27 protein-coding genes, 1 other RNA gene and 1 riboswitch are annotated in these 24,683 nt (G+C 66.5%); of the genes, 19 read left to right on the top strand and 9 right to left on the bottom strand.

What is annotated here, in order from left to right; all coding sequences use genetic code 11:
• Positions 1-176 precede the first annotated feature (176 nt).
• The 7 genes from KUV49_RS15875 (at position 177) to KUV49_RS15845 (ending at position 6,047) form a co-directional block, all read left to right on the top strand.
• Positions 177-1,583 (top strand): sensor histidine kinase, encoded by a 1,407-nt coding sequence (locus tag KUV49_RS15875; protein ID WP_222450790.1) that lies wholly within the window; start codon positions 177-179, stop codon positions 1,581-1,583.
• A 77-nt stretch (positions 1,584-1,660) separates the two neighbouring features.
• A complete protein-coding gene (fabB, locus tag KUV49_RS15870) occupies positions 1,661-2,890 on the top strand; it encodes a beta-ketoacyl-ACP synthase I (RefSeq protein ID WP_222450789.1) in 1,230 nt (409 codons plus the stop codon).
• 7 nt (positions 2,891-2,897) lie between these two features.
• Positions 2,898-3,689 (top strand): enoyl-ACP reductase, encoded by a 792-nt coding sequence (locus KUV49_RS15865; protein WP_222450788.1) that lies wholly within the window; start codon positions 2,898-2,900, stop codon positions 3,687-3,689.
• 129 nt (positions 3,690-3,818) lie between these two features.
• On the top strand, positions 3,819-4,130 hold the full coding sequence (locus KUV49_RS15860) for a hypothetical protein (protein ID WP_222450787.1): 312 nt from the start codon (positions 3,819-3,821) through the stop codon (positions 4,128-4,130).
• Between the two features lie 164 nt (positions 4,131-4,294).
• Positions 4,295-4,732, top strand: coding sequence for a PACE efflux transporter (locus tag KUV49_RS15855; RefSeq protein ID WP_222450786.1), 438 nt, complete (start codon positions 4,295-4,297; stop codon positions 4,730-4,732).
• Positions 4,733-4,939: 207 nt separating this feature from the next.
• Entirely contained in the window at positions 4,940-5,443 is a 504-nt protein-coding gene (locus tag KUV49_RS15850; RefSeq protein WP_222450785.1) for a twin-arginine translocation pathway signal, read from the top strand.
• A 7-nt stretch (positions 5,444-5,450) separates the two neighbouring features.
• A complete protein-coding gene (locus KUV49_RS15845) occupies positions 5,451-6,047 on the top strand; it encodes a ferric reductase-like transmembrane domain-containing protein (RefSeq protein WP_222450784.1) in 597 nt (198 codons plus the stop codon).
• Positions 6,048-6,332: 285 nt separating this feature from the next.
• Here KUV49_RS15845 and KUV49_RS15840 read toward each other — a convergent pair whose 3' ends face one another.
• Positions 6,333-7,202, bottom strand: a complete 870-nt coding sequence (locus KUV49_RS15840) for a hypothetical protein (RefSeq protein ID WP_222450783.1) — start codon at positions 7,200-7,202, stop codon at positions 6,333-6,335.
• 116 nt (positions 7,203-7,318) lie between these two features.
• Here KUV49_RS15840 and miaB point away from each other — a divergent pair, with 116 nt between their 5' ends.
• The 11 genes from miaB to KUV49_RS15785 all read left to right on the top strand — a co-directional run bounded on the left by miaB (position 7,319) and on the right by KUV49_RS15785 (position 17,444).
• Positions 7,319-8,650, top strand: a complete 1,332-nt coding sequence (miaB, locus tag KUV49_RS15835; RefSeq protein WP_222450782.1) for a tRNA (N6-isopentenyl adenosine(37)-C2)-methylthiotransferase MiaB — start codon at positions 7,319-7,321, stop codon at positions 8,648-8,650.
• Between the two features lie 264 nt (positions 8,651-8,914).
• Entirely contained in the window at positions 8,915-9,457 is a 543-nt protein-coding gene (locus tag KUV49_RS15830; protein ID WP_222450781.1) for an OmpA family protein, read from the top strand.
• A gap of 13 nt (positions 9,458-9,470) precedes the next feature.
• Positions 9,471-9,767: a hypothetical protein gene (locus KUV49_RS15825; protein WP_222450780.1), complete on the top strand. Its 297-nt coding sequence runs from the start codon at positions 9,471-9,473 to the stop codon at positions 9,765-9,767.
• A 146-nt stretch (positions 9,768-9,913) separates the two neighbouring features.
• Positions 9,914-10,945 carry a PhoH family protein gene (locus KUV49_RS15820; RefSeq protein ID WP_222450779.1) on the top strand — a complete coding sequence of 344 codons (1,032 nt, stop codon included), beginning with the start codon at positions 9,914-9,916 and terminating at the stop codon, positions 10,943-10,945.
• A gap of 2 nt (positions 10,946-10,947) precedes the next feature.
• A complete protein-coding gene (locus tag KUV49_RS15815; RefSeq protein WP_222450778.1) occupies positions 10,948-11,499 on the top strand; it encodes a DUF6389 family protein in 552 nt (183 codons plus the stop codon).
• Positions 11,496-11,987 (top strand): rRNA maturation RNase YbeY, encoded by a 492-nt coding sequence (ybeY, locus tag KUV49_RS15810; RefSeq protein ID WP_222450777.1) that lies wholly within the window; start codon positions 11,496-11,498, stop codon positions 11,985-11,987. Before KUV49_RS15815 ends, ybeY begins: the two co-directional genes overlap by 4 nt.
• 45 nt (positions 11,988-12,032) lie before the next feature.
• Positions 12,033-12,965 (top strand): hemolysin family protein, encoded by a 933-nt coding sequence (locus KUV49_RS15805; protein ID WP_222450776.1) that lies wholly within the window; start codon positions 12,033-12,035, stop codon positions 12,963-12,965.
• Positions 12,966-12,968: 3 nt separating this feature from the next.
• Positions 12,969-14,507 (top strand): apolipoprotein N-acyltransferase, encoded by a 1,539-nt coding sequence (lnt, locus tag KUV49_RS15800; RefSeq protein ID WP_222450775.1) that lies wholly within the window; start codon positions 12,969-12,971, stop codon positions 14,505-14,507.
• Positions 14,508-14,539: 32 nt separating this feature from the next.
• Positions 14,540-14,589, top strand: a riboswitch (SAM-SAH riboswitch).
• 4 nt (positions 14,590-14,593) lie between these two features.
• The gene (gene metK, locus KUV49_RS15795; protein WP_222450774.1) at positions 14,594-15,760 is read left to right on the top strand and encodes a methionine adenosyltransferase; all 1,167 of its coding nucleotides are present in this window, start codon (positions 14,594-14,596) and stop codon (positions 15,758-15,760) included.
• A gap of 104 nt (positions 15,761-15,864) precedes the next feature.
• Positions 15,865-16,734: a bile acid:sodium symporter family protein gene (locus tag KUV49_RS15790; RefSeq protein ID WP_222450773.1), complete on the top strand. Its 870-nt coding sequence runs from the start codon at positions 15,865-15,867 to the stop codon at positions 16,732-16,734.
• Positions 16,731-17,444 (top strand): tRNA (guanine(46)-N(7))-methyltransferase TrmB, encoded by a 714-nt coding sequence (locus KUV49_RS15785; protein WP_222450772.1) that lies wholly within the window; start codon positions 16,731-16,733, stop codon positions 17,442-17,444. The genes KUV49_RS15790 and KUV49_RS15785 overlap by 4 nt, the downstream gene beginning before the upstream one ends.
• Positions 17,445-17,519: 75 nt before the next feature.
• Here the strand turns inward: KUV49_RS15785 and KUV49_RS15780 are convergent, their stop codons facing one another.
• The 8 genes from KUV49_RS15780 to KUV49_RS15745 form a co-directional block, all read right to left on the bottom strand.
• Positions 17,520-17,885 (bottom strand): hypothetical protein, encoded by a 366-nt coding sequence (locus KUV49_RS15780; protein WP_222450771.1) that lies wholly within the window; start codon positions 17,883-17,885, stop codon positions 17,520-17,522.
• 63 nt (positions 17,886-17,948) lie between these two features.
• Positions 17,949-19,121: an acetylornithine deacetylase gene (argE, locus tag KUV49_RS15775; protein ID WP_315899521.1), complete on the bottom strand. Its 1,173-nt coding sequence runs from the start codon at positions 19,119-19,121 to the stop codon at positions 17,949-17,951.
• 323 nt (positions 19,122-19,444) lie between these two features.
• Positions 19,445-19,809: RNase P RNA component class A (rnpB, locus tag KUV49_RS15770), an RNA gene on the bottom strand.
• A 29-nt stretch (positions 19,810-19,838) separates the two neighbouring features.
• Positions 19,839-20,507 carry an N-acetylmuramoyl-L-alanine amidase gene (locus KUV49_RS15765; protein ID WP_315899520.1) on the bottom strand — a complete coding sequence of 223 codons (669 nt, stop codon included), beginning with the start codon at positions 20,505-20,507 and terminating at the stop codon, positions 19,839-19,841.
• Positions 20,508-20,523: 16 nt separating this feature from the next.
• Complete coding sequence (locus tag KUV49_RS15760; RefSeq protein ID WP_222450769.1) at positions 20,524-21,393, bottom strand: hypothetical protein; 870 nt, start codon at positions 21,391-21,393, stop codon at positions 20,524-20,526.
• Positions 21,394-21,427: 34 nt separating this feature from the next.
• The gene (gene gatA / locus KUV49_RS15755; protein WP_222450768.1) at positions 21,428-22,912 is read right to left on the bottom strand and encodes an Asp-tRNA(Asn)/Glu-tRNA(Gln) amidotransferase subunit GatA; all 1,485 of its coding nucleotides are present in this window, start codon (positions 22,910-22,912) and stop codon (positions 21,428-21,430) included.
• Positions 22,912-23,199, bottom strand: coding sequence for an Asp-tRNA(Asn)/Glu-tRNA(Gln) amidotransferase subunit GatC (gene gatC / locus KUV49_RS15750; RefSeq protein ID WP_222450767.1), 288 nt, complete (start codon positions 23,197-23,199; stop codon positions 22,912-22,914). Before gatC ends, gatA begins: the two co-directional genes overlap by 1 nt.
• Positions 23,200-23,233: 34 nt before the next feature.
• Complete coding sequence (locus KUV49_RS15745; RefSeq protein WP_315899519.1) at positions 23,234-23,953, bottom strand: ceramidase domain-containing protein; 720 nt, start codon at positions 23,951-23,953, stop codon at positions 23,234-23,236.
• Here KUV49_RS15745 and KUV49_RS15740 point away from each other — a divergent pair.
• Entirely contained in the window at positions 23,952-24,644 is a 693-nt protein-coding gene (locus tag KUV49_RS15740) for a metal-dependent hydrolase (RefSeq protein ID WP_222450766.1), read from the top strand. The two genes, KUV49_RS15745 and KUV49_RS15740, sit on opposite strands and share 2 nt — an antisense overlap.
• Positions 24,645-24,683: the final 39 nt, after the last annotated feature.

Below are 24,683 nucleotides of genomic sequence, written 5' to 3'. Positions count from 1 at the left end.
AAAGCATTTGAGCGGATTCCCGCTTACGCCACGTAATGTTAACCCTATTTAAACGAGTTTATTGCAGGGCGCCTGCGCCCTTGGGATACGGTAGCCTTGATATACCAAGGTTGTGCCTGTGGGGGATCGTCCCCACGTGGAATGCCAACCGCAGACGAGTAACGAGGCAAGAGCACGTGCAAACCAACAGTGATGCTTTCGGGCCGGTGGGCCGGATGGGCGTGACGGAATTCATTGATGCACTGCCGGACGAGTTCGTGATCGTGGATTCCAGCGGCGTGGTCATCGCCGCCAATTCCGCCTGGAAGCAATTCGGCGCAGAGAATGACGGGGCGCCCTCGGGCTATGTCGGAAGCAACTATTTCGACATCTGCCGGAGCGCCGACGGCGAGTCGAGCATGGAGGCGCGGCTGATCGCGGAGTCGCTGGAGACGACGCTGCGCTCGGGCGAAACCTTCGTGTGCGAATACCCCTGTGACAGCCCCACGATGAAACGCTGGTTCGAGCTGACCGCGACGCGGATGATGTTCGAGGGGCAGCCCTTTCTGACGATCCAGCACCGCAACGTGACGCAGCGCCACCACGAGCGGGACGCGCTGAAGCGGACGGCGGTGGACAGCAACGCGCTGTCCGCGCTGGTGGCGGGGACGTCGGACGCGATCCTGACCTATGACCTGGAGGGCAGGATCACGTCGTGGAACCCGGCGGCCGCGCGGCTTTACGGCTATGCCAGCGACGAGATCGTCGGGCGGTCGCTGGAGACGCTTTACCCGTCAGACGAGAAACAGCCCGTGACCTGGTACCGCGACGAGATCATCGCCGGGCGGCTGGACCGTTTCGAGGCGGTGCGCATTGCCCGGGACGGTACGCCGCGCGAGGTCTGGATCAGTTGCGCGCCGATCCGGGGCGTGGATGGCGACGTGGTGGCGATTTCCAACATTCACCGGGACATCAGTGAGCTGCGCCGCGCCGAGAAGGCGCGTGAGCTGATGTCGCGCGAGGTGATCCACCGGGCCAAGAACATGCTGACGATCGTGTCGGCGGTGCAGCGCCAGACCGCCCGCACCGCGGCGTCCGTGGACGATTTCCAGGCCAAGTTCGGCGCGCGCATCTCGGCCCTGTCGAAATCGACCGACCTGCTGGTCGGCGGGCAGTGGGACGATGCGGACCTGCGCGAGCTGGTGGTCGGCCACCTGCGCCCCTTCACATCCGAGAACGATGCCCGCATCCGCCTGTCGGGGCCGGAGGTGCGGCTGATGCCGCAGGCGGTGCAGACGCTGGGGATCGCGCTGCACGAGCTGGCGACCAACGCGATGAAATACGGCGCATTGGCGCATGAAGGCGGCGAGGTGGAGCTGGCCTGGAAACTGTCGAAAGGCGCCCAGGGCCGCGCCCTGGACCTGAGCTGGCGGGAAAGAGGCCTGGCGCATCCGCCAGAGGATGACGCGCCGGGGTTCGGCAGTACCGTGCTGACGTCGCTGGCGCCGTCGATGCTGGGCACGCAGGCGCTTTACCACGTGGCGCCGGACGGCGTTCAGTGGACAATCTCGATCGACCCGGAGCATTTTTCCCTGCTGGGGTAGGTTCGCAGGGGCGGCATTGATCTTGCACCCGCCGCCTTGCATGTCCTACAACGCGGGCAATCAGGTAGGGAGGCAACATGCGTCGCGTCGTCGTCACCGGGCTGGGAATCGTCTCCAGCATCGGCAACAATGCCGAGGAGGTGCTGACCTCCTTGAAAGAGGGGCGTTCGGGCATCACCGCCAATGAGCAGATGGCGGAGCACGGGTTTCGCAGCCAGATCGCCGGGGACGTCAAGCTGGACGTGGCCGAGCATGTGGACAAGCGCACGTTGCGCTTCATGGGGCCGGGTGCGGCCTATGCCCATATCGCCATGCAACAGGCCATCGCTGATTCAGGACTGGAAGAGGGCGAGATCGTCAACCCGCGCACCGGGCTGGTGGCGGGGTCCGGCGGGCCGTCGACCTCGGCCATGCTGGCGGCGCACCAGACCGTGCTGGAAAAGGGCAGCCCCAAGCGGATCGGGCCGTTCGCAGTGCCGAAATGCATGTCCTCGACGATCAGCGCCAACCTGTCGACCGCCTTCAAGATCAAGGGGATCAACTATTCCATCACCTCGGCCTGTTCCACCAGCCTGCATTGCATCGGCAACGCGGCGGAGCAGATCATGATGGGCAAGCAGGACGTGATGTTCGCGGGCGGCGGCGAAGAGTTGGACTGGACGCTGTCGTGCCTGTTCGATGCGATGGGCGCGATGTCTTCCAAGTATAATGACACCCCCGAAAAGGCGAGCCGGGCCTTCGACGCGGGCCGCGACGGATTCGTGATTTCCGGGGGCGGCGGGATCGTCGTGCTGGAGGAGCTGGAGCACGCAAAGGCGCGGGGTGCCAAAATCTATGCCGAGGTGACGGGCTATGCCGCCACCAGCGACGGGCACGACATGGTGGCCCCCAGCGGCGAAGGCGGCGAGCGGGCGATGCGCCTGGCGTTGCAGACACTGCCCGAGGAGCGCCGCGTCGGTTACATCAACGCGCATGGCACGAGCACGCCGGTCGGGGACGCGGGCGAGGTCGAGGCGGTGCGGCGGATCTTTGGCGAAGGCAACGTGCCCCCGATCAGCTCGACCAAGTCGATGACCGGGCACAGCCAGGGCGCCACGGGCGCGCAGGAGGCGATCTATTGCCTGCTGGCGCTGCACCACGATTTCATCATCCCGTCGATCAATGTCGAGACGCTGGACTCCGCGATCCGTGAGGGCGAGATCGCCACGGCGCGCGTGGACGAGGCCGGGCTTGATACGGTGATGACAAACTCTTTCGGTTTCGGCGGCACAAACGGGTCGATGCTGCTGAGCCGGTTCGAGGGATAGGGCACGCATGACGAACTCTATGCAAGGATTGCGGGGCCTGATCATGGGCGTGGCGAACGACCGTTCCATCGCCTGGGGCATCGCCAAGGCGATGCACGAGGCGGGCGCGGAACTGGCGTTTTCCTACCAGGGCGAGGCGTTTGCCAAGCGGGTGGAGCCGCTGGCCAATTCGGTGGGGTCCAGTATCCTGTTGGATGTGGATGTCACGAAGGACGAGTCGCTGGACGCGGCCTTTGCCACGCTGGCAGAGACCTGGCCGACGATCGACTTCGTGGTGCACGCGATTGCCTATTCCGACAAGTCGGAACTGTCGGGCCGGTTCCTGAACACCAGCCGGACGAACTTCAAGCATTCGATGGACATCTCGGTCTATTCCTTCATCGAGGTGGCGCGGCGCGCCTATCCGATGATGAAGGAGAAGGGCGGCACGATGCTGACCCTGACCTACCAGGGGTCGAACCGGGTGGTGCCGAACTATAACGTGATGGGCGTGGCCAAGGCGGCGCTGGAGGCGACGACGCGCTACCTGGCCAATGACCTGGGTCCCGACAAGATCCGCGTGAACGCGATCAGCCCGGGGCCGATGAAGACGCTGGCGGGCGCGGCCATCGGTGGCGCGCGGCGGACCTTTCGGCACACCGAGGAAAACGCGCCGATGCGGGCCAATGCCACGCTGGAGGCGATCGGCGGCACGGCGGTCTACCTGGCGAGCCCCGCGGGCGCCTGCACCACCGGCGAGGTGATCAAGGTCGATGGCGGCTATCACGTGCTGGGGATGCCGCAGCCGGAAAACCTCTAGACCGCGCGCCCGCGCGGCGGTGAGCCGGGGTGCCGGGCGGCCTTTGGCAGTGACCGATCCCCCGGGTTGTCCCGATTTGGTCCGGGTCTTGCCTTAGATTCGCCACGGGGAGCCGGCACGCTGGGTGGCATGAGCTTTCAACCCAACCCCGCCGAGGCCCGCTTCGAGAAGCGCAATGCACGCGCCCTGACGGCGCGCAAGTGGGCGCGGCGCCTGAAGCTGGGGCTGGCCGGGCTGTGCCTGACCGCGATCTGGCAGGAACGGGCGCTTTACCCGGTGATGCATGACCGGATGCAGGCGGTCTATGTCCACGGCATGGACTGGATCGAGCGCATGGAAGGCGGCAGCAGCTACCTGACGGCGATGGGCGATTTCGGCAGCAGGAACACCAGCGGCGAGCATAATGCGCTGACCCGCGCCTTGCTGAACATGCGGCAATAGGCGTGCAGGCCGGGGCAGGGTGGTGCCCTGTCGGCCACATCTTCCCAAATCGGACAGCCGGCGCTTGAAAGCCCCGCGTCACACCGTCATTTACCATGTCAGAGGACGACCTCCCCAGCAGGGCTTTGCGTCCGGGACGGCCCGGAATGATGTGGGAGGGTTCCATGAGATCCCCGCTCGACCGTCTGCGCCACGCGCTGAGTTTCGAAATCATCGCCTTGATCCTGGTCGTGCCGCTGGGCGCGGTCGCCTTCGGCATGCCGATGCACGATATCGGGGTGGTCGGCCTTGTCAGCGCGACCATCGCCACGCTTTGGAACATGGTGTTCAATTTCGGCTTCGACCTGGTGTTGCAGCGCGGGACCGGATCGACACGCAAGACCGCGCGGCAGCGGGTGGCCCATGCGGTGCTGTTCGAGGCGGGGCTCCTGGTGGTGCTGATGCCCTTCATCGCCTGGTACTTGCAGGTGTCGCTGTGGCAGGCGCTGGTGATGGACCTGTCCTTTGCGCTGTTCTACATGGTCTATGCGCTGGGCTTTAACTGGCTTTACGATATCGTGTTTCCGTTGCCGGAATGGACCGGCGAGGCGCTGCGCGACTGAGCCGCCGTGGGGCGCTGCCGCCCGCGGCTGCGCCGACTTTTGCCGATCGGGCGCCGATCGGGCGCCGAGCGGGACGAAACCGCGCGGTCACGGTGCCGTGAGGGTGGTTTGCCTGTGCCGGATCGGCGTTATCTTTGGTGGTGTACTATGGCGAAGGCTGTGCCTGTGATGGCAGCCTGTGCCCCCGACCCGACAGGAGTGACCGAGATGAGACCCCGACTGATCAATCGACGCAACCTGATCGCCACCGGCGGCGCGGCGGCCGCCGTGACGCTGGGCTCCGGCCTGATCGTGCCGGCACGCGCGGCCGGCGTGGAGCCGACGCCCACCATGCCGGGCGGGGCCAACAACTATCGCCCCGGCGCCGCCCTGACCGACCGGATCGGCAATGGCGGCTTCACCATGACCGGCACGGTGCGCCGGGCGGGCGATGGCGCGCCGCTGGAGGACCGCCGCATCCAGATGTGGGCGCATACGACTGAAGGCCACGAGCGCGACCCGGAAAGCCACGGCGCGACGCTGACCGACCGCGACGGGCGGTTCGTGATGGACATGCCGCAGATCGTGCCCGCCTTCGGCCAGCCGCACGGGCACCTGGCCTATGATGCCGAATACGACGACGGCGGGTTCAGGACAGTGTTCCTGCGCCCGGTGATGTCGAGCCCGGGGCAGACTTCGCTTGACGTGGAGTTCGTGCTGGTGCCGGCATAAACCCCCGATGCTGCGCAAGGTCCTGATATGGGTGGCGGTTTGCGCCGCCCTTGTCGTTCCGGTGGCGGCGGCGGGGCTCAGCCCGCTGTTGCAATGGCGGCAACCCGTCTACATCGTGGCCGGGTTTGCCGGGATCGCGGGCTTTGCCCTGATGTTTCTTCAACCGCTGCTGGCGGGCGGATACCTGCCCGGGATAGACGCGCTGAAAGGGCGGCGGGTGCATCGCCGGGTCGGCGCCGGGATCGTGGCGCTGGTGGTGCTGCACGTGGCGGGCCTGTGGTTGACCAGCCCGCCCGACGTGGTGGATGCGCTGCTGTTGCGCTCGCCGACGCCGTTCTCGGTCTGGGGTGTGCTGGTGATGTGGCTGATCTTTGCGACCGCCGCGCTGGCGGTGCTGCGCAAGCGGCTGGGAGTGCGCCCGATGACGTGGCGGCGGGCGCATACGGCGCTGGCGGTGCTGATCGTGGCGGGCACGGGCCTGCACGCGGTGCTGATACAGGGCACGATGGAAATGGTGAGCAAGTTCGGGCTGTTCGCGCTGGCGCTGGGGGCGACGATAAAGGTGATATGGGACCTGCGGATCTGGGCGCGCCGGGCAAGGTGAAGCCGGCAAGGTGAAGCGGGCGGCATCCCGGACTTGATCCGGGATCTCGTGGGTCAGGAGATCCTCGGGTCGAGCCCGAGGATGACGGTTGAGTGGGCGTGAGGCCGTGGAGATCCTCGGGTCGCGCCCCAGGATGACGGTTGAGTGGGCGTGAGGCCGTGGAGATCCTCGGGTCTAGCCCGGGGATGACGAGTGAGTGGGCGTGAGGCCGTGGAGATCCTCGGGTCGCGCCCGAGGATGACGAGTGCTTTGGGGAGGTCCCGGGTCAGGCCCGGGACGGGTGGTTCAGAACCACTGGCCGGGTTCCATCAGGCCCAGGTCCAGCAATTGCCGCGAATGCCATTCGAACGGCGCGGAATTGTGCCACTTGAAGGTGTGGATGTCGAAGGTCGAGCCGGGGTTGCGCTTGAGCGCCTTGGCGGTTCGGAACGAGGCCACCGCCGCCGTCAGGTTATGGTGCCAGGGGCAGGCATAGGTGTTGTATTCCTCGTCGTTGAACGTGTGATCGGGACGCAGCTGCAGGCCCGGCTGGGCGCGGAACAGCGAAATCCGGTCGATCTTGCGGCGCTCCATCGGGATATGTTCCTCGTACCGCCAGCGCAGGCCGCCGAAGAAATCCAGTTGCCGGTCGCGCGGGTGGTTGTGATTGTCGGGGTCGTTGCGCGCCAGCGCGTAATAGCCGGAGCGGTCCAGGTGCGCATCCTCGAGCGAGACCGCGTCCCGGTGCCGGTCGAGGTCCCCGGCATAGAGATCGACCACGTAGGTCAGCATCGCGTCGCGCCGTTCCTCGGTGTGGAAGGCCAGCATCTCGCCCACGGTGCGCGTCTCGCAGAACGGAAAGAACAGGTATTCGGCGTTGAAGCAGTAATAGAGCCAGAGGCCCGGCGCGGCGGCGATGACCTTGTTCACCGCGTCGACGTAATTGTCGCCCGCGGCGACGTCGAAGGGGATGCGGTGCACCGCCGCGCTGACGTCGGGGGCCAGCGGGAACCCGGACGGCATCAGCGCCAGCACGGATTGGAAGCCGGTGTCGAGATGGTGGCGAATGGCGCTGTCGACCTCGACCTGGTCCTCGACGAATATCATCGCGACAGGCCCCTTGGCCAGCGCGGTGCCGGGCTCTTTCAGAAAGGCGGACAGGGTGGCGTGCTGCATCGTCGTCCTCGGGGCGTCTTTTCGGGTCAAAATCCCGCAATTCGCGGTGCATTGCAAGTCGGGCCGCAGGTGGTGTAGGCAGGCGCCTTGAAACCGCTTGAGCTGGGGGTGTGGCCATGTCCGAGGCCAAGAAGCTATACATCAAGACCTACGGGTGCCAGATGAACGTCTATGACAGCGAGCGCATGGCCGAGGCCATGGGCGGCGCGGGCTATGTCGAGACGGACACCCCCGACGACGCCGACATGATCCTGCTGAACACCTGTCACATCCGCGAGAAAGCCGCCGAGAAGGTGTATTCCGAGCTGGGCCGCTTTAGGGCCCTGAAGGACGCCAAGCCCGACCTGAAGATCGGCGTGGCGGGGTGCGTCGCCCAGGCCGAGGGCGAGGAGATCATGCGCCGCCAGCCGATGGTCGACCTGGTGGTGGGGCCGCAAAGCTATCACAACCTGCCGCAGTTGGAGGCCAAGGCGCGGAGCGGGGCCAAGGCGCTGGATACGCAGTTTCCGCTGGACGACAAGTTCGACACGCTGCGCAAGCGGGGCGGCAAGGCCAAGCGGGGCCCGACCGCGTTCCTGACGGTGCAGGAGGGCTGCGACAAGTTCTGCGCCTTCTGCGTGGTGCCCTATACCCGTGGCGCGGAGGTAAGCCGCCCGGTGGCCCGGATCGTGGATGAGGCCAAGGACCTGGTGGAGCGCGGCGTGCGCGAGATCACCCTGCTGGGCCAGAACGTGAATGCCTATCACGGGCAGGGGCCGGACGGGAACGACTGGTCGCTGGCGCAGCTGATCTGGGAGCTGGACAAGGTCGACGGGCTGGAGCGCATCCGCTTTACCACCAGCCATCCCAACGACATGAGCGATGACCTGATCGCGGCGCACGGGGAGTGCGCCAAGCTGATGCCCTACCTGCACCTGCCGGTACAGTCGGGCAGCGACCGGATTTTGAAGCGGATGAACCGCAGCCACACGGCCGAAAGCTATATCCGGCTGATCGAGCGCATCCGTGCGGCGCGGCCCGATATCCTGCTGTCAGGGGATTTCATCGTGGGCTTTCCCGAAGAGACCGAGGCCGATTTCGCCGACACGATGGCGCTGATCGAGGAGGTCCGCTACGGCTATGCCTATTCGTTCAAGTATTCCACGCGGCCCGGCACCCCGGCGGCAGAGCGCGCGCAGCTGGCCGAGGACGTCAAGACCGAGCGCCTGCACCGTCTTCAGGCGCTGATCACCGAGCAGCAGCGCGCCATCCAGGATGCGATGGTGGGCCGCGAGGTGGGTGTTCTGTTCGAGAAGGCCGGGCGGCGCGACGGGCAGATGGTGGGCAAGTCGGATTACCTGCACGCGGTGCACGTGAGTGATTCCACCGTTGCTCCCGGCGACCTGCGCCGGGTGATCATCACCGAGAGCGGCGCCAATTCCCTGGGCGGTCGGGTTCTGACCGCCTGAATTTCCGGCACGCTGGCGGTAACGCGTTCTGGTTGCCGGATAATTTGCCCAGACGGCGCGTGGATAGCCCATGGGTGGCGATTGTTTCACGAACCGCCACAATATCTGGTTATTTATGCTTCACAACGCGCCGGAACTTGCTAAACTTTAACAATAATTCGTTTTTTGCCCCGGAATCGCTGCCTGCTACCGGGGCAAATGGGGGAAATAATTAAAAGGACAGTGGCTGTGACGAACACGTTTTCGAGAACAGTGCGCACCCTGATGAGCGGACTTGCTGCCGTCGCTCTGGGTGTGGTGGCGATGACCGAGGTCGGTCAGGCGCAAAGTGGCCAGCGCGTCGTGAAGGGCGAGCGCTATGTGCCGACGATCTGGGTCGATCCCGACGGGTGCGAGCACTGGGTGATGGATGACGGCTGGGAAGGGTACATGACCCCCCACGTGAACCGCCAGGGCATCCCGGTCTGCCGCCGGGGCAACGTGTGCGGCGTGGTCAACACCGACCAGCTTTTCGCCACCGACAGCGCGAATATCAGCGCCGCCGGACGGGCGCGCCTGCAGGAGTTCTTCCGCAAGACCGGGGCGATTTCCTATATCATCACCGGGCATACCGACAGCCGCGCCTCGGACGAGTACAATATCGACCTGTCCTATCGCCGGGCCAACTCGGTGGCGCGAATCGCTGCCGGAACCGGCGCCCGGATCGCGGATGTGCGCGGCTACGGCGAGCGTCTGCCGAAAGCGTCGAACAACACGGCCGCGGGCATGCAGCAGAACCGCCGCGTCGAAATCATCTGCATCCGCTGAGGGGACCTGAACCATGCAAGCATTCAAACTTATTGCCGTGCTCCCCCTTGTCGGTGCGCTGGCGGCCTGTGACGACAAGCGCGACAAGACCGTCGACCGGGGCTTTGATTCCAAGCACCTGAGCCAGCTTCAGGCGGGCATCTGGGTCGATCCCAACGGCTGTGACCACTGGATCATCGACGACGGGACCGAAGGCTACCTGTCGCAGCGGCTGGACAAGTACGGCAAGCCCGTCTGTTCCGGCACCGCGCCGCCGACCGTGGCGACCGGCAACTACAAGGGCGGTTCGCCCGTGGCCGACTCGATTTGATCGCGCCCATATGCTCAATCCGGTGCCGCGGACCACAGGGTTCGCGGCATTTTTCGTTTCAAACCCGTGACAATTGCGGCCCGGCCCTTGCCCTTGGGGGCGCATCTTGGCAGCATTGATCATGGGCCTTTGACAGGGAGATTTGATTGGTCACGAACGTGCTGACGTCGCAATCCGAGAACAGCGACATTCTGGAAACGGTTGTCGAGTTTCCCGACAATTTCCTGTTGATCGACCTGTGCGGGGAATATGACCGCAACCTTGCCGAAATCGAGAAGAAGCTGGGCGTGCAGATCCTGCGCCGGGGCAACCAGCTGGCCGTGATCGGCGAGCCGGATCAGGCCAAGGAGGCGCGCGACGTGCTGCTGGCGCTGTACCAGAGGCTGGAAGAGGGCCGCACGGTCGAGCATGGCGACGTGGACCGCGAGCTGCGCATGGGCGCGGGCGGCAGCGCCGACCGGGGCGCGGGCGATCACGAGGGCGGCGAAGACCAGCTGGAGATGTTCAAGGGCGGGCGGGTCGAGATCAAGACCCGCAAGAAGCCTGTCGAGCCGCGCACCGACGCGCAGAAGGCCTATGTGCAGTCGCTTTTCGCCAACGAACTGGCCTTCGGCATCGGCCCGGCGGGCACCGGCAAGACGTACCTGGCGGTGGCGGTGGGTGTCAGCATGTTCATCGAGGGGCATGTGGACCGGATCATCCTGAGCCGGCCGGCGGTCGAGGCGGGCGAGAAGCTGGGCTATCTGCCGGGCGACATGAAGGACAAGGTCGACCCCTACATGCAGCCGCTTTACGACGCGCTGAACGACTTTTTCCCGGCCAAGCAGGTGGCCAAGCTGATCGAGGAGAAGCGGATCGAGATCGCGCCGCTGGCCTTCATGCGGGGGCGGACGCTGGCCAATGCCTTCGTGGTGCTGGACGAGGCGCAGAACGCCACCTCGATGCAGATGAAGATGTTCCTGACGCGGCTGGGCGAGGGCAGCCGCATGGTGATCACCGGCGACCGCAGCCAGATCGACCTGCCGCGCGGGGTGACCAGCGGGCTGCACGATGCCGAGCGGCTGCTGAAGAATATCCCGAAGATCGCGTTCAACTACTTCACCTCTAAGGACGTGGTGCGCCACCCGCTGGTGGCGGCGATCATCGAGGCCTATGACGCGGACGATCCGGCGAAATAGGCATGTTGGAAGCTCTTTGGCGGCTCTTCGGCAAGGGCAGGGCGGAGGCCGCGCCTGAAGGGGAGCGGCAGATGTTTCGCGCCCTGCCGCCGCCCGACAGTGCGCGGGAGTATGCAGAGCTGCTGGAGGACGTGCTGGCGGGGCACGACAGCAGTGCTCTGGCGCAGATCGCCGGGGCTCTGGCGCATCTGCCCGACACCGCGCGGGAGCTGCATTTCGGCGTGCATCCCGACCAGGACGGCGAGGGCACGTTCAGCGTCATGATCCACACCGTGGGGCCGGATGTGCACGTTTTGAACAAGGCCGTGAGCGATTACCGAAAGCTGTTCGGAATCAGGCGCATGGACGGCGGTTTGAATGTGCCGGTGCCGCTCTTTGATTTCGACGAGGTCGATTACGAGGTGAACGAGGTGATTGCCGATACGGCGATGGACTGGATCGACCGGCTGTGGATGAAGGTCGGTCGGGCGCGTCCCGACCTGCCGGTGCTGGTGTTCTGTGCCGAGGAGTGGGGCAACCCCCCGGCGCGCTGGGTGCAGGGGGCGCCGGAATGAGTGGGGTGGACTGCCTGATCGAGGACGACCGCTGGCAGGACGTGGGGCTGGAGGCATTGGCCGCGCGGGCGGCGGAGGCCACGCTGGCGCATCTGGGGCTGGACCCGGCGGAGTGGGAGATCGCCGTGCTGGGCTGCGACGATGCGCGGATTGCCGCCTTGAACGAAGATTTCCGGGACAAGCCGGGCCCGACCAATGTATTGAGCTGGCCAAGCGCGGAGCGTGCCGCGGAGGTCGACGGTGCCCTTCCGGAGCCGCCCGAGGCCGGCCCCGATCCCGAGCTTGGCGATATCGCGATCGCCTATGAGACCTGCGCGAAAGAGGCCGAGGCGGCGGGCAGGCCGATGCAGGATCACGTGACGCATCTGATCGTTCACGGAATTTTGCATCTGCTGGGCTACGATCACGTTCGTGACAAGGATGCCACCCTGATGGAACGAACCGAGGTGGAGATACTTGGCAAACTGGGTCTGCCTGACCCATATTGAAACAGCCGTTACCGCGTGGACGCGGGCACGATTCGGAAAGGTACGATGAACGACAGCAACGACGCCTCTTCTATGGCAGCGCATGGCGCGCGGCCCGAGGCAAGCAAGGGCGACGATCCGGCGGAGGATCAGAACGACACGCAGGGCGGGTTCTTCCGCCGCTTCTTCGGCGCGCTGGGCGCGGACGAAGACCACAACGGCGAGGAAGATGACCTGGGGGGCGACGGCGGCGAGACGTCGGCCAACGGCCTTGCGCCGAACCTGGGCCTGGGCAACCTGCGTCGGCTGTCGGTCGAGGATGTCATGATACCCAAGGCGGACATCGTTTCGGTTCCCGCAACAATCACCATGGACGAGCTAGTGCACACGTTCCGCGACAGCGGGCTGACCCGTCTGCCGGTCTACGAGGGCACGCTGGACACGCCCGTGGGCTTTGCCCACCTGAAGGATTTCGCGCTGAAGCACGGGTTCAACGGGCATGGGTCGGACTATTCGCTGGAAAAGCTGTTGCGCCCGCTGATGTACGTGCCGCCGTCGATGACCATCGGCGTGCTGTTGCAGAAGATGCAGGCCGAGCGCCGGCACATGGCGCTGGTGATCGACGAATATGGCGGGGTCGACGGCCTCGTGACGATCGAGGACCTGATCGAACAGGTCGTGGGCGAGATCGCCGACGAGCACGACCAGGACGAGGGCGCCTACTGGTCCGAGGAAAAGCCGGGGTCCTACGTGGTGCAGGCCAAGGCCCCGCTGGAGGAATTCGAGGCCGAGATTGGCCTGTCGCTGACCGACTCGGAAGAGATCGACGAGGAGGAGATCGACACGCTGGGCGGGCTGGTCTTCATGCTGCTGGGCCGGGTGCCCGCACGCGGTGAGCTGGTCGAGCATCCCAGCGGCGTGGAAATCCAGGTGCTGGATTCCGATCCGCGACGGATCAAGCGGCTGCGGGTGCGGCTGCCCGAGGCGATCGAGGTATAATCCATGGCCAGTCTTGACGCGTTGGCGCGGCAGATCGGAGAGGGCCGCGTGCTGCCGCGTTACGCGCTTGCCGCCGGGCTGGGTGCGGTCGCCGCCCTTGGGCAGGCGCCCTGGGGGCTGTGGCCGCTGACGATCATGGCGCTGGCGCTGGTCTACGGCCTGTGGCGCGAGACGGGCGGCTGGCTGTCCGCGACGCTCTTGGGCCTGGTGGCGGGCACGGGGCATTTCGTGGTCGCGCTCAGCTGGATATTCGAGCCGTTCCTGGTGGATGCGGCGCGGCATGGCTGGATGGCACCGTTCGCGGTGCTGGGCCTGTCGGTCTTCATGGCGTCCTACTGGGCCGTGGCCCTTGGCGCGGCACGGGCGCTGGCCCCGCGCAGCGGCGTGGCCCTGGTGGGTGCGTTCGTCATCGGCGAGGCGCTGCGCGGGTGGCTGTTCACCGGGTTCGCCTGGGCGCAGGTGGGGCATGTGCTGATCGATACGCCGCTCTTGCACTGGGCGTCATTTGGCGGGGGGCTAGGCCTCTGTGCGCTGATCATGGGCGCGGCGGTGGCGCTGTGGCACCTTGGCGCGGGCCGGCGCATGGCCGGGGCGGCGGGCCTGGCGGGCCTCGCGCTGCTTCACGGCGGGGGCGTGGCGCTGACGCCGGTGGAGGCCGCCGCACCGGGGCCGGAGGCGCAGACCGTGCGGCTGGTGCAGCCCAACGCGGCGCAGCACGAGAAATGGCTGCCCGAGAACCTGCAGATGTTCTATGACCGCCAGCGCCAGTTCACCGCCGCACCGGGCGAGACCGGGCGACCCGACCTGGTGGTCTGGCCGGAAACGGCGATCCCGACCTTCCTGCACCAGTCCGACGACCTCTTGGGCGGGATCGCCGCGTCGGCGCAAGGCGCGCCGGTGGTGCTGGGCCTGCGGCGGCTGGATGGGCAGCGGTATTACAACTCGCTTCTGTACATGGATGGCGCGGGGGTGGTGGAGCAGGTCTATGACAAGCATCACCTGGTGCCGTTCGGAGAGTTCATGCCGCTGGGCGACCTGATGGCGCGGTTCGGCATTCATGGCCTCGCCGCCGAGGAAGGCGGGGGGTATTCCGCCGGTCCGGGGGCCGAGATCGTGGACATGGGCCCGCTGGGCCGGGCGGTGCCGCTGATCTGCTATGAGGGCGTTTTCGCCCGCAACATCACCTCGGCGCCGGCGCGGCCCGACATGATCCTGATGATCACCAACGATGCCTGGTTCGGCAAGGTGTCCGGACCCTATCAGCACCTGGCGCAGGGCCGGCTGCGCAGCGCCGAACAGGGCCTGCCGATGGTGCGGGTGGCCAACACCGGCGTGTCGGCCATGGTCGACGGCACCGGGCGTGTCCTGGCGCATATCCCGCTGGGCGAGGCGGGCTGGATCGACACGCCCCTGCCGCCGCCCTTGCCGGCGACGCTCTACAGCCGCACGGGCGACGCGCCGGTGCTGGTGCTGGCCGCGTTGCTGATGCTGGCGGGGGCACTGCTGGCGCGAAGCGTAAAAGGCCACGGAGTTAGCGATTGACCTTCGCGTGAGGCCCGCATAAGCAGGCACGATACCCGTCACAACGGCTTCCTGGCGTGGCGGGGCTGACCCTAATGGAGCATTTCATGTCCCGAGACAACTACGTTTTCACCTCCGAATCCGTTTCGGAGGGGCACCCCGACAAGGTGTGCGACCGCATTTCCGACGCTGTGCTGGATGCGTTTCTTGCCGAAGAACCCGATGCGCGCGTGGCCTGCGAAACCTTCGCCACCTCCGGCATGGTGGTGATCGGCGGCGAGGTGGGCCTGTCGGACCAGGAGCGCCTGAAGAACTACATGGGCCGGATCGGCCAGATCGCCCGCGACTGCATCCGCGATATCGGCTATGAGCAGGACAAGTTCCACTGGAACACCTGCCATGTCCTGAACTTCCTGCACGAGCAGTCCGCGCATATCGCGCAGGGCGTCGACAAGGACGGGGCGGGCGACCAGGGCATCATGTTCGGCCACGCCACGAACGAGACCGATGCGCTGATGCCCGCGCCCATCCAGTTCAGCCACGCGATCCTGCGGCGGCTGGCCGAGGTGCGCAAATCCGGGCAGGAACCGACGCTGCGGCCCGACGCGAAAAGCCAGATCTCGCTGCGCTACGAGAACGGCAAGCCGGTCGAGGTGACCTCGATCGTGCTGTCCACGCAGCACGAGAGCGAGCACCAGAAAAGCGACGACATCCGCGCCATCGTGGAGCCTTACATCCGCGAGGTGCTGCCCGCCGAGTGGATCAGCGACAAGACCGAGTGGTGGGTGAACCCCACCGGCACCTTCGTGATCGGCGGCCCCGATGGCGACGCGGGCCTGACCGGGCGCAAGATCATCGTCGACACCTATGGCGGTGCGGCCCCGCATGGCGGCGGCGCGTTTTCCGGCAAGGACCCGACCAAGGTGGACCGCTCGGCCGCCTATGCGGCGCGCTACCTGGCCAAGAACGTGGTCGCGGCGGGCATGGCCGAGAAATGCACCATCCAGCTCAGCTATGCGATCGGGGTGGCCAAGCCGCTGTCGATCTATGCCGAGACCTATGGCACGGGCGAGGTCGAGGCGGCGGCGATCGAGACCGCGGTGCGCAAGGTCATGGATCTGACGCCGCGCGGCATCCGCGAGGCGCTGGACCTCAACAAGCCGATCTACGAGCGCACCGCGGCCTATGGCCATTTCGGGCGCGAGCCCGAGGCCGATGGCGGCTTCAGCTGGGAACGCACTGACCTGGTGGACGCGCTGAAGAAAGAGGTCTGATCCGGACCTGGAAACGGAAGGGCGCGGGGGCAGTTTTCCCCGCCTTTTTCATGCGCGACAGGGCGCCTTGCACCCCGTAGACTGCGCCAAAAGGGAGGGACGGGATGATCCTGGATATCGGCCTGCCGCTGGCGCTGGCCTTCATCATGTTTTCCTTGGGGCTGGGCCTGCATTTCGCCGATTTCGGCCGGGTGCTGCGCCTGCCGAAACCCGCGCTGACGGGGATCGTGGCGCAGCTGGTGCTGTTGCCGCTGGTGGCCTATGCGCTGATCGCGGCCTGGGGCTTTGCGGGCGGCATGGCGTTCGGGATCATGCTGCTGGCGTTCAGCCCCGGTGGCGTCACGTCGAACATGCTGACCAAGCTGGCGGGGGGCACCGTGGCGCTGTCGATCACGCTGACGGCTGTGGTGAGCCTGCTGTCGGTGCTGACCCTGCCGGTGCTGGTGGCCTGGGCGGCGGTGCATTTCATGGGCGAGGCCGCGCCCGAGATCAGCGTCGTGAAGGTGGGCGTGGCGATGTTCCTGATCACGGCGCTGCCGGTCTTCATCGGGCTGCTGATCCGCCGCTATGCCAGTGGCTTCGCATCGGCCATCGAGCGCGGCTGCGAGATCGTGGCGCTGATCCTCTTCGTGCTGATCGTGGCGGCGGCGATTGCCAGCAACTGGGCGCTGCTGACCGAAAGCTTCGCGCGGCTGGGACCGTTCCTGATCGTGCTGAACCTGGTGTTGTTGGCGGTGGGCATCGGCCTTGCGCGGCTGATGGGCATCGCCGGGCGCGACGGGCTGGCCATCGCGGTCGAGATGGGGGTGCAGAATGCCACCGTGGGGATCACCATCGCCAATATCGTCGGGGCGAGCACGGGGCTGTCGGAGTTTGCCGTGCCCTCGGCGGTCTACGGGATCTGCATGTACCTGGTAAACATTCCCGCGCTGCTGGTGCTGCGCCGGGTCTTTGCGCAGGGCGGCCTGAGATGACGGACGCAAAGCATCCCTCGGGCGCGCCGTGGCGCAATTTCTACGGCCGGTTCAAGGGCAAGCACCTGAAGAAATCGCAGGAAGCCTACCTGGACGAGGACCTGGCCGCGTGGTCGCCGGGCGCGGTGGACTGGGAGGTGAACCCGGAACGAAACCCCATAGATCCTAAGGCGTTGTTCGGGGACCGTGATGTATGGCTCGAAGTCGGGTTCGGCGGCGGCGAGCACATGATCCACCAGGCCGCCGGGAACCCCGACGTGGGGATCATCGGCTGCGAGCCCTACATCAACGGGGTGGCCAAGCTGCTGGGGCAATTGCGCGACAGCCACGTGGAGAACGTGGCGATCCATCCCGGCGATGTGCGCGACATGTTCGACGTGCTGCCCGACGCCAGCATCGCGCGGGCGTTCCTGCTCTATCCCGATCCGTGGCCCAAGAAGCGCCACCACCGCCGGCGCTTCGTGACGCCCGAGCACCTGGAGCCGCTGGCGCGGGTCCTGAAGCCCGGTGCGATTTTCCGGGTGGCCACGGATATCCCCGATTACGTGCGCCAGACGATGGTCGAGGTGCCGCGCCACGGCTTCACCTGGCTGGCGGAGCGACCGGCTGACTGGCGGGAGCCGTGGGACGACTGGATATCCACCCGCTACGAGCAGAAGGCCCTGCGCGAGGGGCGGGTGCCGCATTACATGACCTTCCGGCGCGACTGATCCCGGCGGTCGGGATTTGAGTATTTTTGGCAAGAAAAAGCCGGGACGCGGCGGGACATCCCGCCGAGCGCGTGCCTACATGTTGAAGCTGTCCGGGCAGGCGACCTCGAACGAATAGGCCGTGCCATCGACCTCTCCCTCGATCACCAGCGGAAAGCCCGCGGCCTCGGTGGCGGTGCCGAACTGGCGGGTTTCGGTGCCGGTGCGGATCTCGATGCTGGTGACGCCATTGGGCACGAAGGCGGCCTCGAATGCCGGGGCGCCGTCGCTGTCATGGGTGCGGGCAATGACGAAGGGATCGCGTTCGCACAGCAGCGGGTGATCGAAGGTGGTTTCGCCGAAATGCCCGGTCACGGTGCCGTTGGGCGTCTCGACGGGGGCGGCATGGCCGGGCAGGGCCAGGGTCAGCAACAGGGCGATCGAGGCGGTTTTTCCAGGCATTCGAACCTTCCATGCGTTTGGGCAAGGCGGCGGCGACGGTAGAGGGGCCGTGGCCGCCCATGGTTATGCAACCAGCTTGTCCTGCAATCGTTCCAGCATGTCGAGACATTGCGACAGCTGGTCGAGCGCCACGAACTCGTCGGCCTTGTGGGCCTGTTCGATCGAGCCGGGGCCGCAGATGACGGCGGACATGCCCAGGGACTGGAAGATGCCCGCCTCGGTGCCGAAGGCGACGCATTCGGCGTGGTTGGCGCCGGTCAGTTCCGACACGATGGTGCGCGCCTCGTTGTCGGTGGTGGGGATGAGGCCCTCGACCTCGCCGATGACCTCGGTCACGATATCCGACTCCGGATCGACCGCGCGCATGGCGGGCAGCAGCTCTTGCTCGATATAGGTCTTGAGCGAGTCCTTGACGAAATCCGCATCCGAGGTCTGCACGGGGCGCATTTCCCAGTCCACCACGGCCTCGCTGGGGATGACGTTATGGGCCACGCCGCCCGCGAGGCGGCCGGTGTTGATGGTGGTCCAGGGCGGCTCGAACAGGCTGTCGGCGGGGGCGCGGGCGCGCAGCGCGTGCTTGAGATCCAGAAGGCGGGCGATATAGCGCACGGCGTATTCGACGGCGTTGACGCCCCGGTCCGGCGCCGAGCCGTGGCCCGCCAGCCCGGAAAAGCGGGTGGTGTACTCGTAACAGCCCTTGTGGCCCTCGATCACGCGCATCATCGTCGGCTCGCCGACGATGGCCACGCCCGGCGTCAGCCCCTTGGCGCGCAGGGTATGCGCCAGCGCGCGGGCGCCGAAACAGCCCGTCTCCTCGTCATGGGTGAAGGCGAAATGCAGCGGCCGGTCGGGGTTCAGCGCGGCATATTGCGGGGCCATGGCAAGGCAGGCGGCGATGAAGCCCTTCATGTCGCAGGTGCCGCGCCCGTAGAGCAGGCCGTCATGTTCCAGCATGTCGAAAGGGTTCGAGGCCCAGTCCTGGTCGGCCACCGGCACCACGTCGCTGTGGCCCGACAGCACGATGCCGCCGTCGCGTTCGGGGCCGATCGTGGCGAAGAGATTGGCCTTCTGCCCCGAGGGGTCGGGAAAGATCTCGACCCGGGCGCCGACCATGTCCAGACGGTTGGCGATCGAGTTGATCAGGTCGATATTGGGATCGGTCGATATGGTGGGAAAGCCGATCAGATCGCCCAGGATGCGCGAGGTGCTGTCCAGCAAATCGGTTCGAACCGCCACGAGTGTCCCTTTCTGTCAAAGCCCTCGAAGACGTTGATGCGCCTGCGGCAAAGGGTCAAGAGGTGAGCGGAAATTTGACCGGCCGGGAGGGCCACACCAAACGCGCGATCCTGGCCGGCCCGGCGCGGGGGCGTTCTTGGCGGACAGTCTCGTTCGGGTTCTGGTCGTGGGCGTGGGATATCGTGCCGTGACGCCAAGAATCGGCCCCCCTTCCTCTGGCCGGAAATACCCCGGGGTTTGGGGCTGGCCCCAATGAAACAAAAGAGCGCGGCGCAGCCGCACCATCGGATCGGACTTGCCGGATCGGACCTGCCGGATCGGAAGCGCGCGGAGGGCCTGTAAGCCGGATTCTGTCGTAGGACGACCATTCATCTGGTCCTGCGGTTGCCCGCAGGCTTTAGCTGCCAACCCGGATCGCGGGGCCAAGGCGGCCCATGGTGCGATCCCTATTCGGCATTGCTCCCGGTGGGGCTTGCCATGCCGGTCCGGTTGCCCGTCCCGCGGTGGGCTCTTACCCCACCGTTTCACCCTTTCTCCGATCAGATGTCGAAGTGGTCTGTTCTCTGTGGCGCTTTCCCTCGGGTTGCCCCGGCCGGGCGTTACCCGGCACCGTTGCCTTGTGGAGTCCGGACTTTCCTCCCAAACAATCCGCCGATGGCGCATTGCAGGCGGCCGTCCGGCCCTCCGCGCAACAGGCGATGTAAGGGCTTTCGCGGCTCAGGTCCAGAGCGCGGCGTGGCCCAGCGGCGTGTAATCCTGCGGGCAGAGCGGGCCGGTGGCGAAGGGGCGGTAGCGCAGCCTGACGGCGGCGAGCAGGGCGTCGTCATCCACATCCGCGGTATAGCCGGCATGGCGCGCCACGGTTCTGAACGTGTCCGGGTGCGGGGCGTCCGGGCCGGGGTCATGGCCTCTCTTCCCCGCCAGTCCGGCCCGTTCCAGTCTTTCCCAATCGAAATGCGGGCCGGGATCGTATTTGCGATCCGGCGCCATGTCGGAATGGCCGATCACGCGGGTTGGCGGGATCGACCAGCGGCGCAGGATGCCGGGCAGGATGGCTTCCAGCGTGGTCATCAGCGGCGCGGGGAACGGGGTGTCGCCGGGATTGTCCAGCTCGATCCCGACGGAGCGGGAATTGACGTCGGTCACGTCACCCCAGGATCCGGCGCCGGCGTGCCAGGCGCGGGCCACCTCCGCCACCATCTGCCAGGCGCGGCCATCGGCGGCGATGAGGTAATGCGCCGAGACTTCCGCCTGAGGGTCGCACAGCCGTTCCAGCGCGGCCTCGGCGCTGGCCATGGCGGTGTGGTGGATCACCACGATGTCGGGTTTCGCGCCAAGGCGGCGCGGCCCGAAATTGGGCGAGGGATGCCAGAGCGGCGCTGTCACGCAGACTGCCCGCGGGTCAGTTCCGCACCGCCGCGCGGAACGGGCGCGGATCCCAGGCGCAGGCGTACCCGTCGCCATCGGGATCCAGCCCCATGCGGTCGCGGCGCGGGCCGCCCTGGGCCAGGAAATCGGTCTGCGCCTGGTCGGCCGAGTTGTACTTGGCGCAGTTGCGCTGGAACTTGGCCTGCTTGTTGAGGCCGACGCGGGTATAGAGCTGCTGCCCCTTGGGGTGGCTGGTTTCCAGCGCGTATTGCACGATGTTGGGCCCGGCATTTCCGGTCCGTTCGGGCAGGGCGCCGGGCTGGACCACCTGGTACTGGGCGCGGTTCTGGGCGATCAGTTCGGCATCGTCCTGGATCGATCGGGCGTTGCCCACGGCGTCGAAACTGTTCTCGTTCGAGATGCCGCCGGCGCTGGTCACGGTCTGGGGCGCGGGGTTCGAGGGGCTGGCATGGACGATCTGCTGGCCGGAGTTCTGCGAGGTCTCGGCGAGCCGCGCCGCGGTTTCGCGGGCGATCTCGTCGCTGGTGGAGGCCGAACTGAGCCCGCCGGTGGGCGTGTAGGCGCCCGAGGCGCTCTGGCGCGTGGTGTTGGTGGACGAGGTCACGGTGCCGCCGGTTGCGGCTGCGGTCGCGCCTTGCGTCGCGCTGAGCGGGGTGCCGGGCGTGGCCTGGCCGCGGTTCTCGGGCGATATTGCGCCGGCCGGTGGCACGGCAGTGCCGCCGCTCAGCGCCGCGTCGCGGGCGCGTTGCTGGGCAATATACTCTTCCGACGTGCCGAAGCCGACGCCGGCTCCGCTATCGGGCACGCCCGCGCCGCTGTCGGGAATTCCGGGCGAACAGGCGGTCAGCCCGACAAGGGCCGTTACACAAAGGGAAAATCGCATCTGCTTAGATCCTGCCGATTAGTTTTGCGGCAATTTACCACCATTTGCCGGGTTTGGCCACAAAGCCCGCCGCCGCCTCGAGCGCGTAGGCGGTGTTGAGCAGATCGCCCTCTTCCCAGGGCCGACCGATCAGTTGCAGACCCAAGGGCAGACCGTTGCGGTTGAGCCCGGTGGGCACGGCGATGCCGGGCAGGCCGGCGAGGTTCACGGTGACGGTGAAGACGTCGTTGAGGTACATTTCCACCGGGTCATCGGACTGGCGGCCCAGTTCGAACGCCGCCGAGGGGGTCGCAGGGGTCAGGATCGCGTCGACGCCTGCGTCGAACACATCCTCGAAATCCTTCTTGATCAGCGCGCGCACCTTGCGGGCGCGGTTGTAATAGGCGTCGTAGAAGCCCGCGGACAGCACGTAGGTGCCGACCATGACGCGGCGCTTGACCTCGTCGCCGAAGCCTTCGGCGCGGGTCTTTTCGTACATCTCGGTGATGCCGTCGCCCTGCGCGAGCTTGGCGCGGTGGCCGTAGCGCACGCCGTCATAGCGCGCCAGGTTCGAGGACGCCTCGGCGGGCGCGATGACGTAATAGGCGGGCAGGGCGTACTTGGTGTGCGGCAGCGAGATATCGACGATCTCGGCCCCCGCATCGGCCAGCATTTCCTTGCCTTGGGTCCATTGCGTCTCGATCTCCTCGGGCATCCCGTCCATGTGGTATTCTTTCGGGATGCCGATCTTCTTGCCGCGGATGTCGCCGGTCAGCATGGCCTCGAAATCCGGCACGGGGATATCGGCGCTGGTGCTGTCCTTGGGGTCGTGGCTGCACATGGCTTCCAGCATGATGGCGGCGTCGCGCACCGACTTGGTCATCGGGCCGGCCTGGTCGAGCGAGGAGGCGAAGGCCACGATCCCCCAGCGCGAGCAGCGCCCGTAGGTGGGCTTGATGCCGGTGATGCCGGTGAAGGCCGCCGGCTGCCGGATCGAGCCGCCGGTGTCGGTGCCGGTCGCACCAAGGCAGAGGTCGGCGGAAACCGCAGCGGCGGAGCCACCCGAGGAGCCGCCGGGCGTCAGCGCCATTTCGTCATTGCCGCGGCGCCACGGGTTGATGGCGTTGCCGTAGACGGAGGTCTCGTTCGACGAGCCCATGGCGAACTCGTCCATGTTGAGCTTGCCCAGCATGACGGCGCCGGCGTCGAAGAGGTTCTGGCTGACGGTGGATTCGTATTCCGGCTTGAAGCCGTTGAGGATGCCGCTGGCGGCCTGGGAGGGCACGCCCTTGGTGCAGAAGAGATCCTTGATGCCTAGCGGAATGCCGCACATCGAGGGCGCGTCGCCGGCCTGAAGCCGCGCGTCGGCGGCCTTGGCCTGCTCGCGCGCGATCTCGGGCGTGTGGTGCACGAAAGCGCCAAGCGCACCCGCGCCTTCGATGGCCGTCAGGCAGGCCTCGGTCAGTTCCTCGGAGGTAATTTCGCCCGCGCGCAGGTTGTTGCGGGCGTCGGCGATGGTCATTGCATTCAGATCGGTCATCATTCCACCACTTTCGGCACGGCGAAAAAGCCCTCGCGGGCGTCGGGGGCGTTGGACAGCACCTTGTCCTGCTGGCCGCCGTCGGTCACCACGTCTTCGCGGCGCTTGAGACGCATGGGCGTGACCGAGACCATGGGCTCGACGCCCTCGACATCGACCTCGTTCAGCTGCTCGATGAAGCCGAGGATGGTGTTGAACTCGTTGGCCAGCGCGGGGAGGTCGTCTTCCTCGACCCGGATGCGGGCCAGCTTGGCCACCTTGGCGGCGGTCGCGGTGTCGATGGACATGGGGGTGTCTCCGTGTGCGTTATCGCATCCGCGTTTAGCGTCCGTGCGGGTGCGGTGCAAGGGCGTGACGGCGGTAGAGCTCGATCATCCAGCCCAGCATGACCGCGTTGAGGACGTGCCAGCCGAAATGGGTGCCGAGGGCGAGGGTCTCGCAGAGTGGCGTGTCGAGGCTGCGGAAGGTGAGCGAGACGAGCAGCAGGCCCGCGCCGAGGGCAAGGCCGCGCGACAGGGCGGCGCCGGCGCGCGTCAGCCAGGCGTAGAGCAGGATGACCAGCGGCAGGGTGAGGTAGGAGGCCGACGGGCCATAGAGCGGCAGCTGCGACAGGAGCGGCATGGCGAGGGCGGTTGCCCCGAGAAAGGCCGGGACGGTGGCGGCGGAGGCGAGGGCGGAGAGGCCAAGATAATAGCGCGTCGCGGCGTAGAGATAGGTCAGCGCGAAGAGCATGATCGGCAGGACGTCGAGCATCGCCGCCCAGGGCTGGGCATAGGTGTGAAACAGGAACGAGCCGATCCCGATCAGCGCCAGAAGCGCGACGAGCGGGCGGGCCAGGACCAGGTCGGTGCCGCGCAGGCGCCGCGCCATGACCAGCGCCGCGACAAGGAAGGCGGCATTGGTTAGCGCGTTGACCGGCTCGGCCCAGAAGCCGGGATCGGTGCGTTCGCAATAGGCGTCGATGGCGCGGGTCCAGTCCATGTGGAAATCGGTGGCCTCTCTGCTAACTTCCCCGTGGGAATGACATAAGGAGAGCGTCATGAAAATCATCTGGCTGGGACATTCGAGTTTCCGCATCGAGATCGCCGATCAGGTTCTGCTGATCGACCCGTGGCTGACGGGCAACCCGATGCTGGACGAGGCGCATCATGACGCGGCCACCAAGGGGGCGACGCATATCCTGCTGACCCATGCACATTTCGACCATGCGTCGGACCTGCCGGACCTGGCGAAGAGGCTGTCGGTGCCGGTGGTGGGGCAGTTCGACCTGATGGGCTGGTGGGAAGAAACCGCGGGCCTGGAGGTTGTCGGCTTCAACAAGGGCGGCACCGTGGCCCTGGGGGACGTGAAGGTGACGATGGTGCACGCCACGCATTCCTCGAGCTTCGGCGGCGAGAACGGCCCGCATGTGCCGGGGACCGAATGCGGGTTCATGATCGCGGGCGAGGGGCATGTGATCTATGTCTCGGGCGACACCGACGTGATGGCCGACATGGGCGTGTTCCACGACCTGCACAAGCCCGATATCGGCATCCTCTGCGCCGGGGGGCATTTCACCATGGACATGACGCGCGCGGCATACGCGGCGAAGACCTTCTTCGATTTCAAGACGGTGATTCCGTGCCACTACAAGACCTTCCCGCTGCTGGAGCAGTCGGCGGAGGCGTTGAAGGACGGCCTGCCGGGGGTCGACGTGATCGAGCCCGAGGTGACGACGGCGATCGAGATCTGAGCGGGGGCAAAACTTTTTTGAAAAGTTTTGGTAAAAGCT

This window comes from Roseovarius atlanticus (assembly GCF_019802205.1).
GTDB lineage: Bacteria > Pseudomonadota > Alphaproteobacteria > Rhodobacterales > Rhodobacteraceae > Roseovarius > Roseovarius atlanticus_A.
This window is presented reverse-complemented; position numbering and strand designations above follow the sequence as displayed.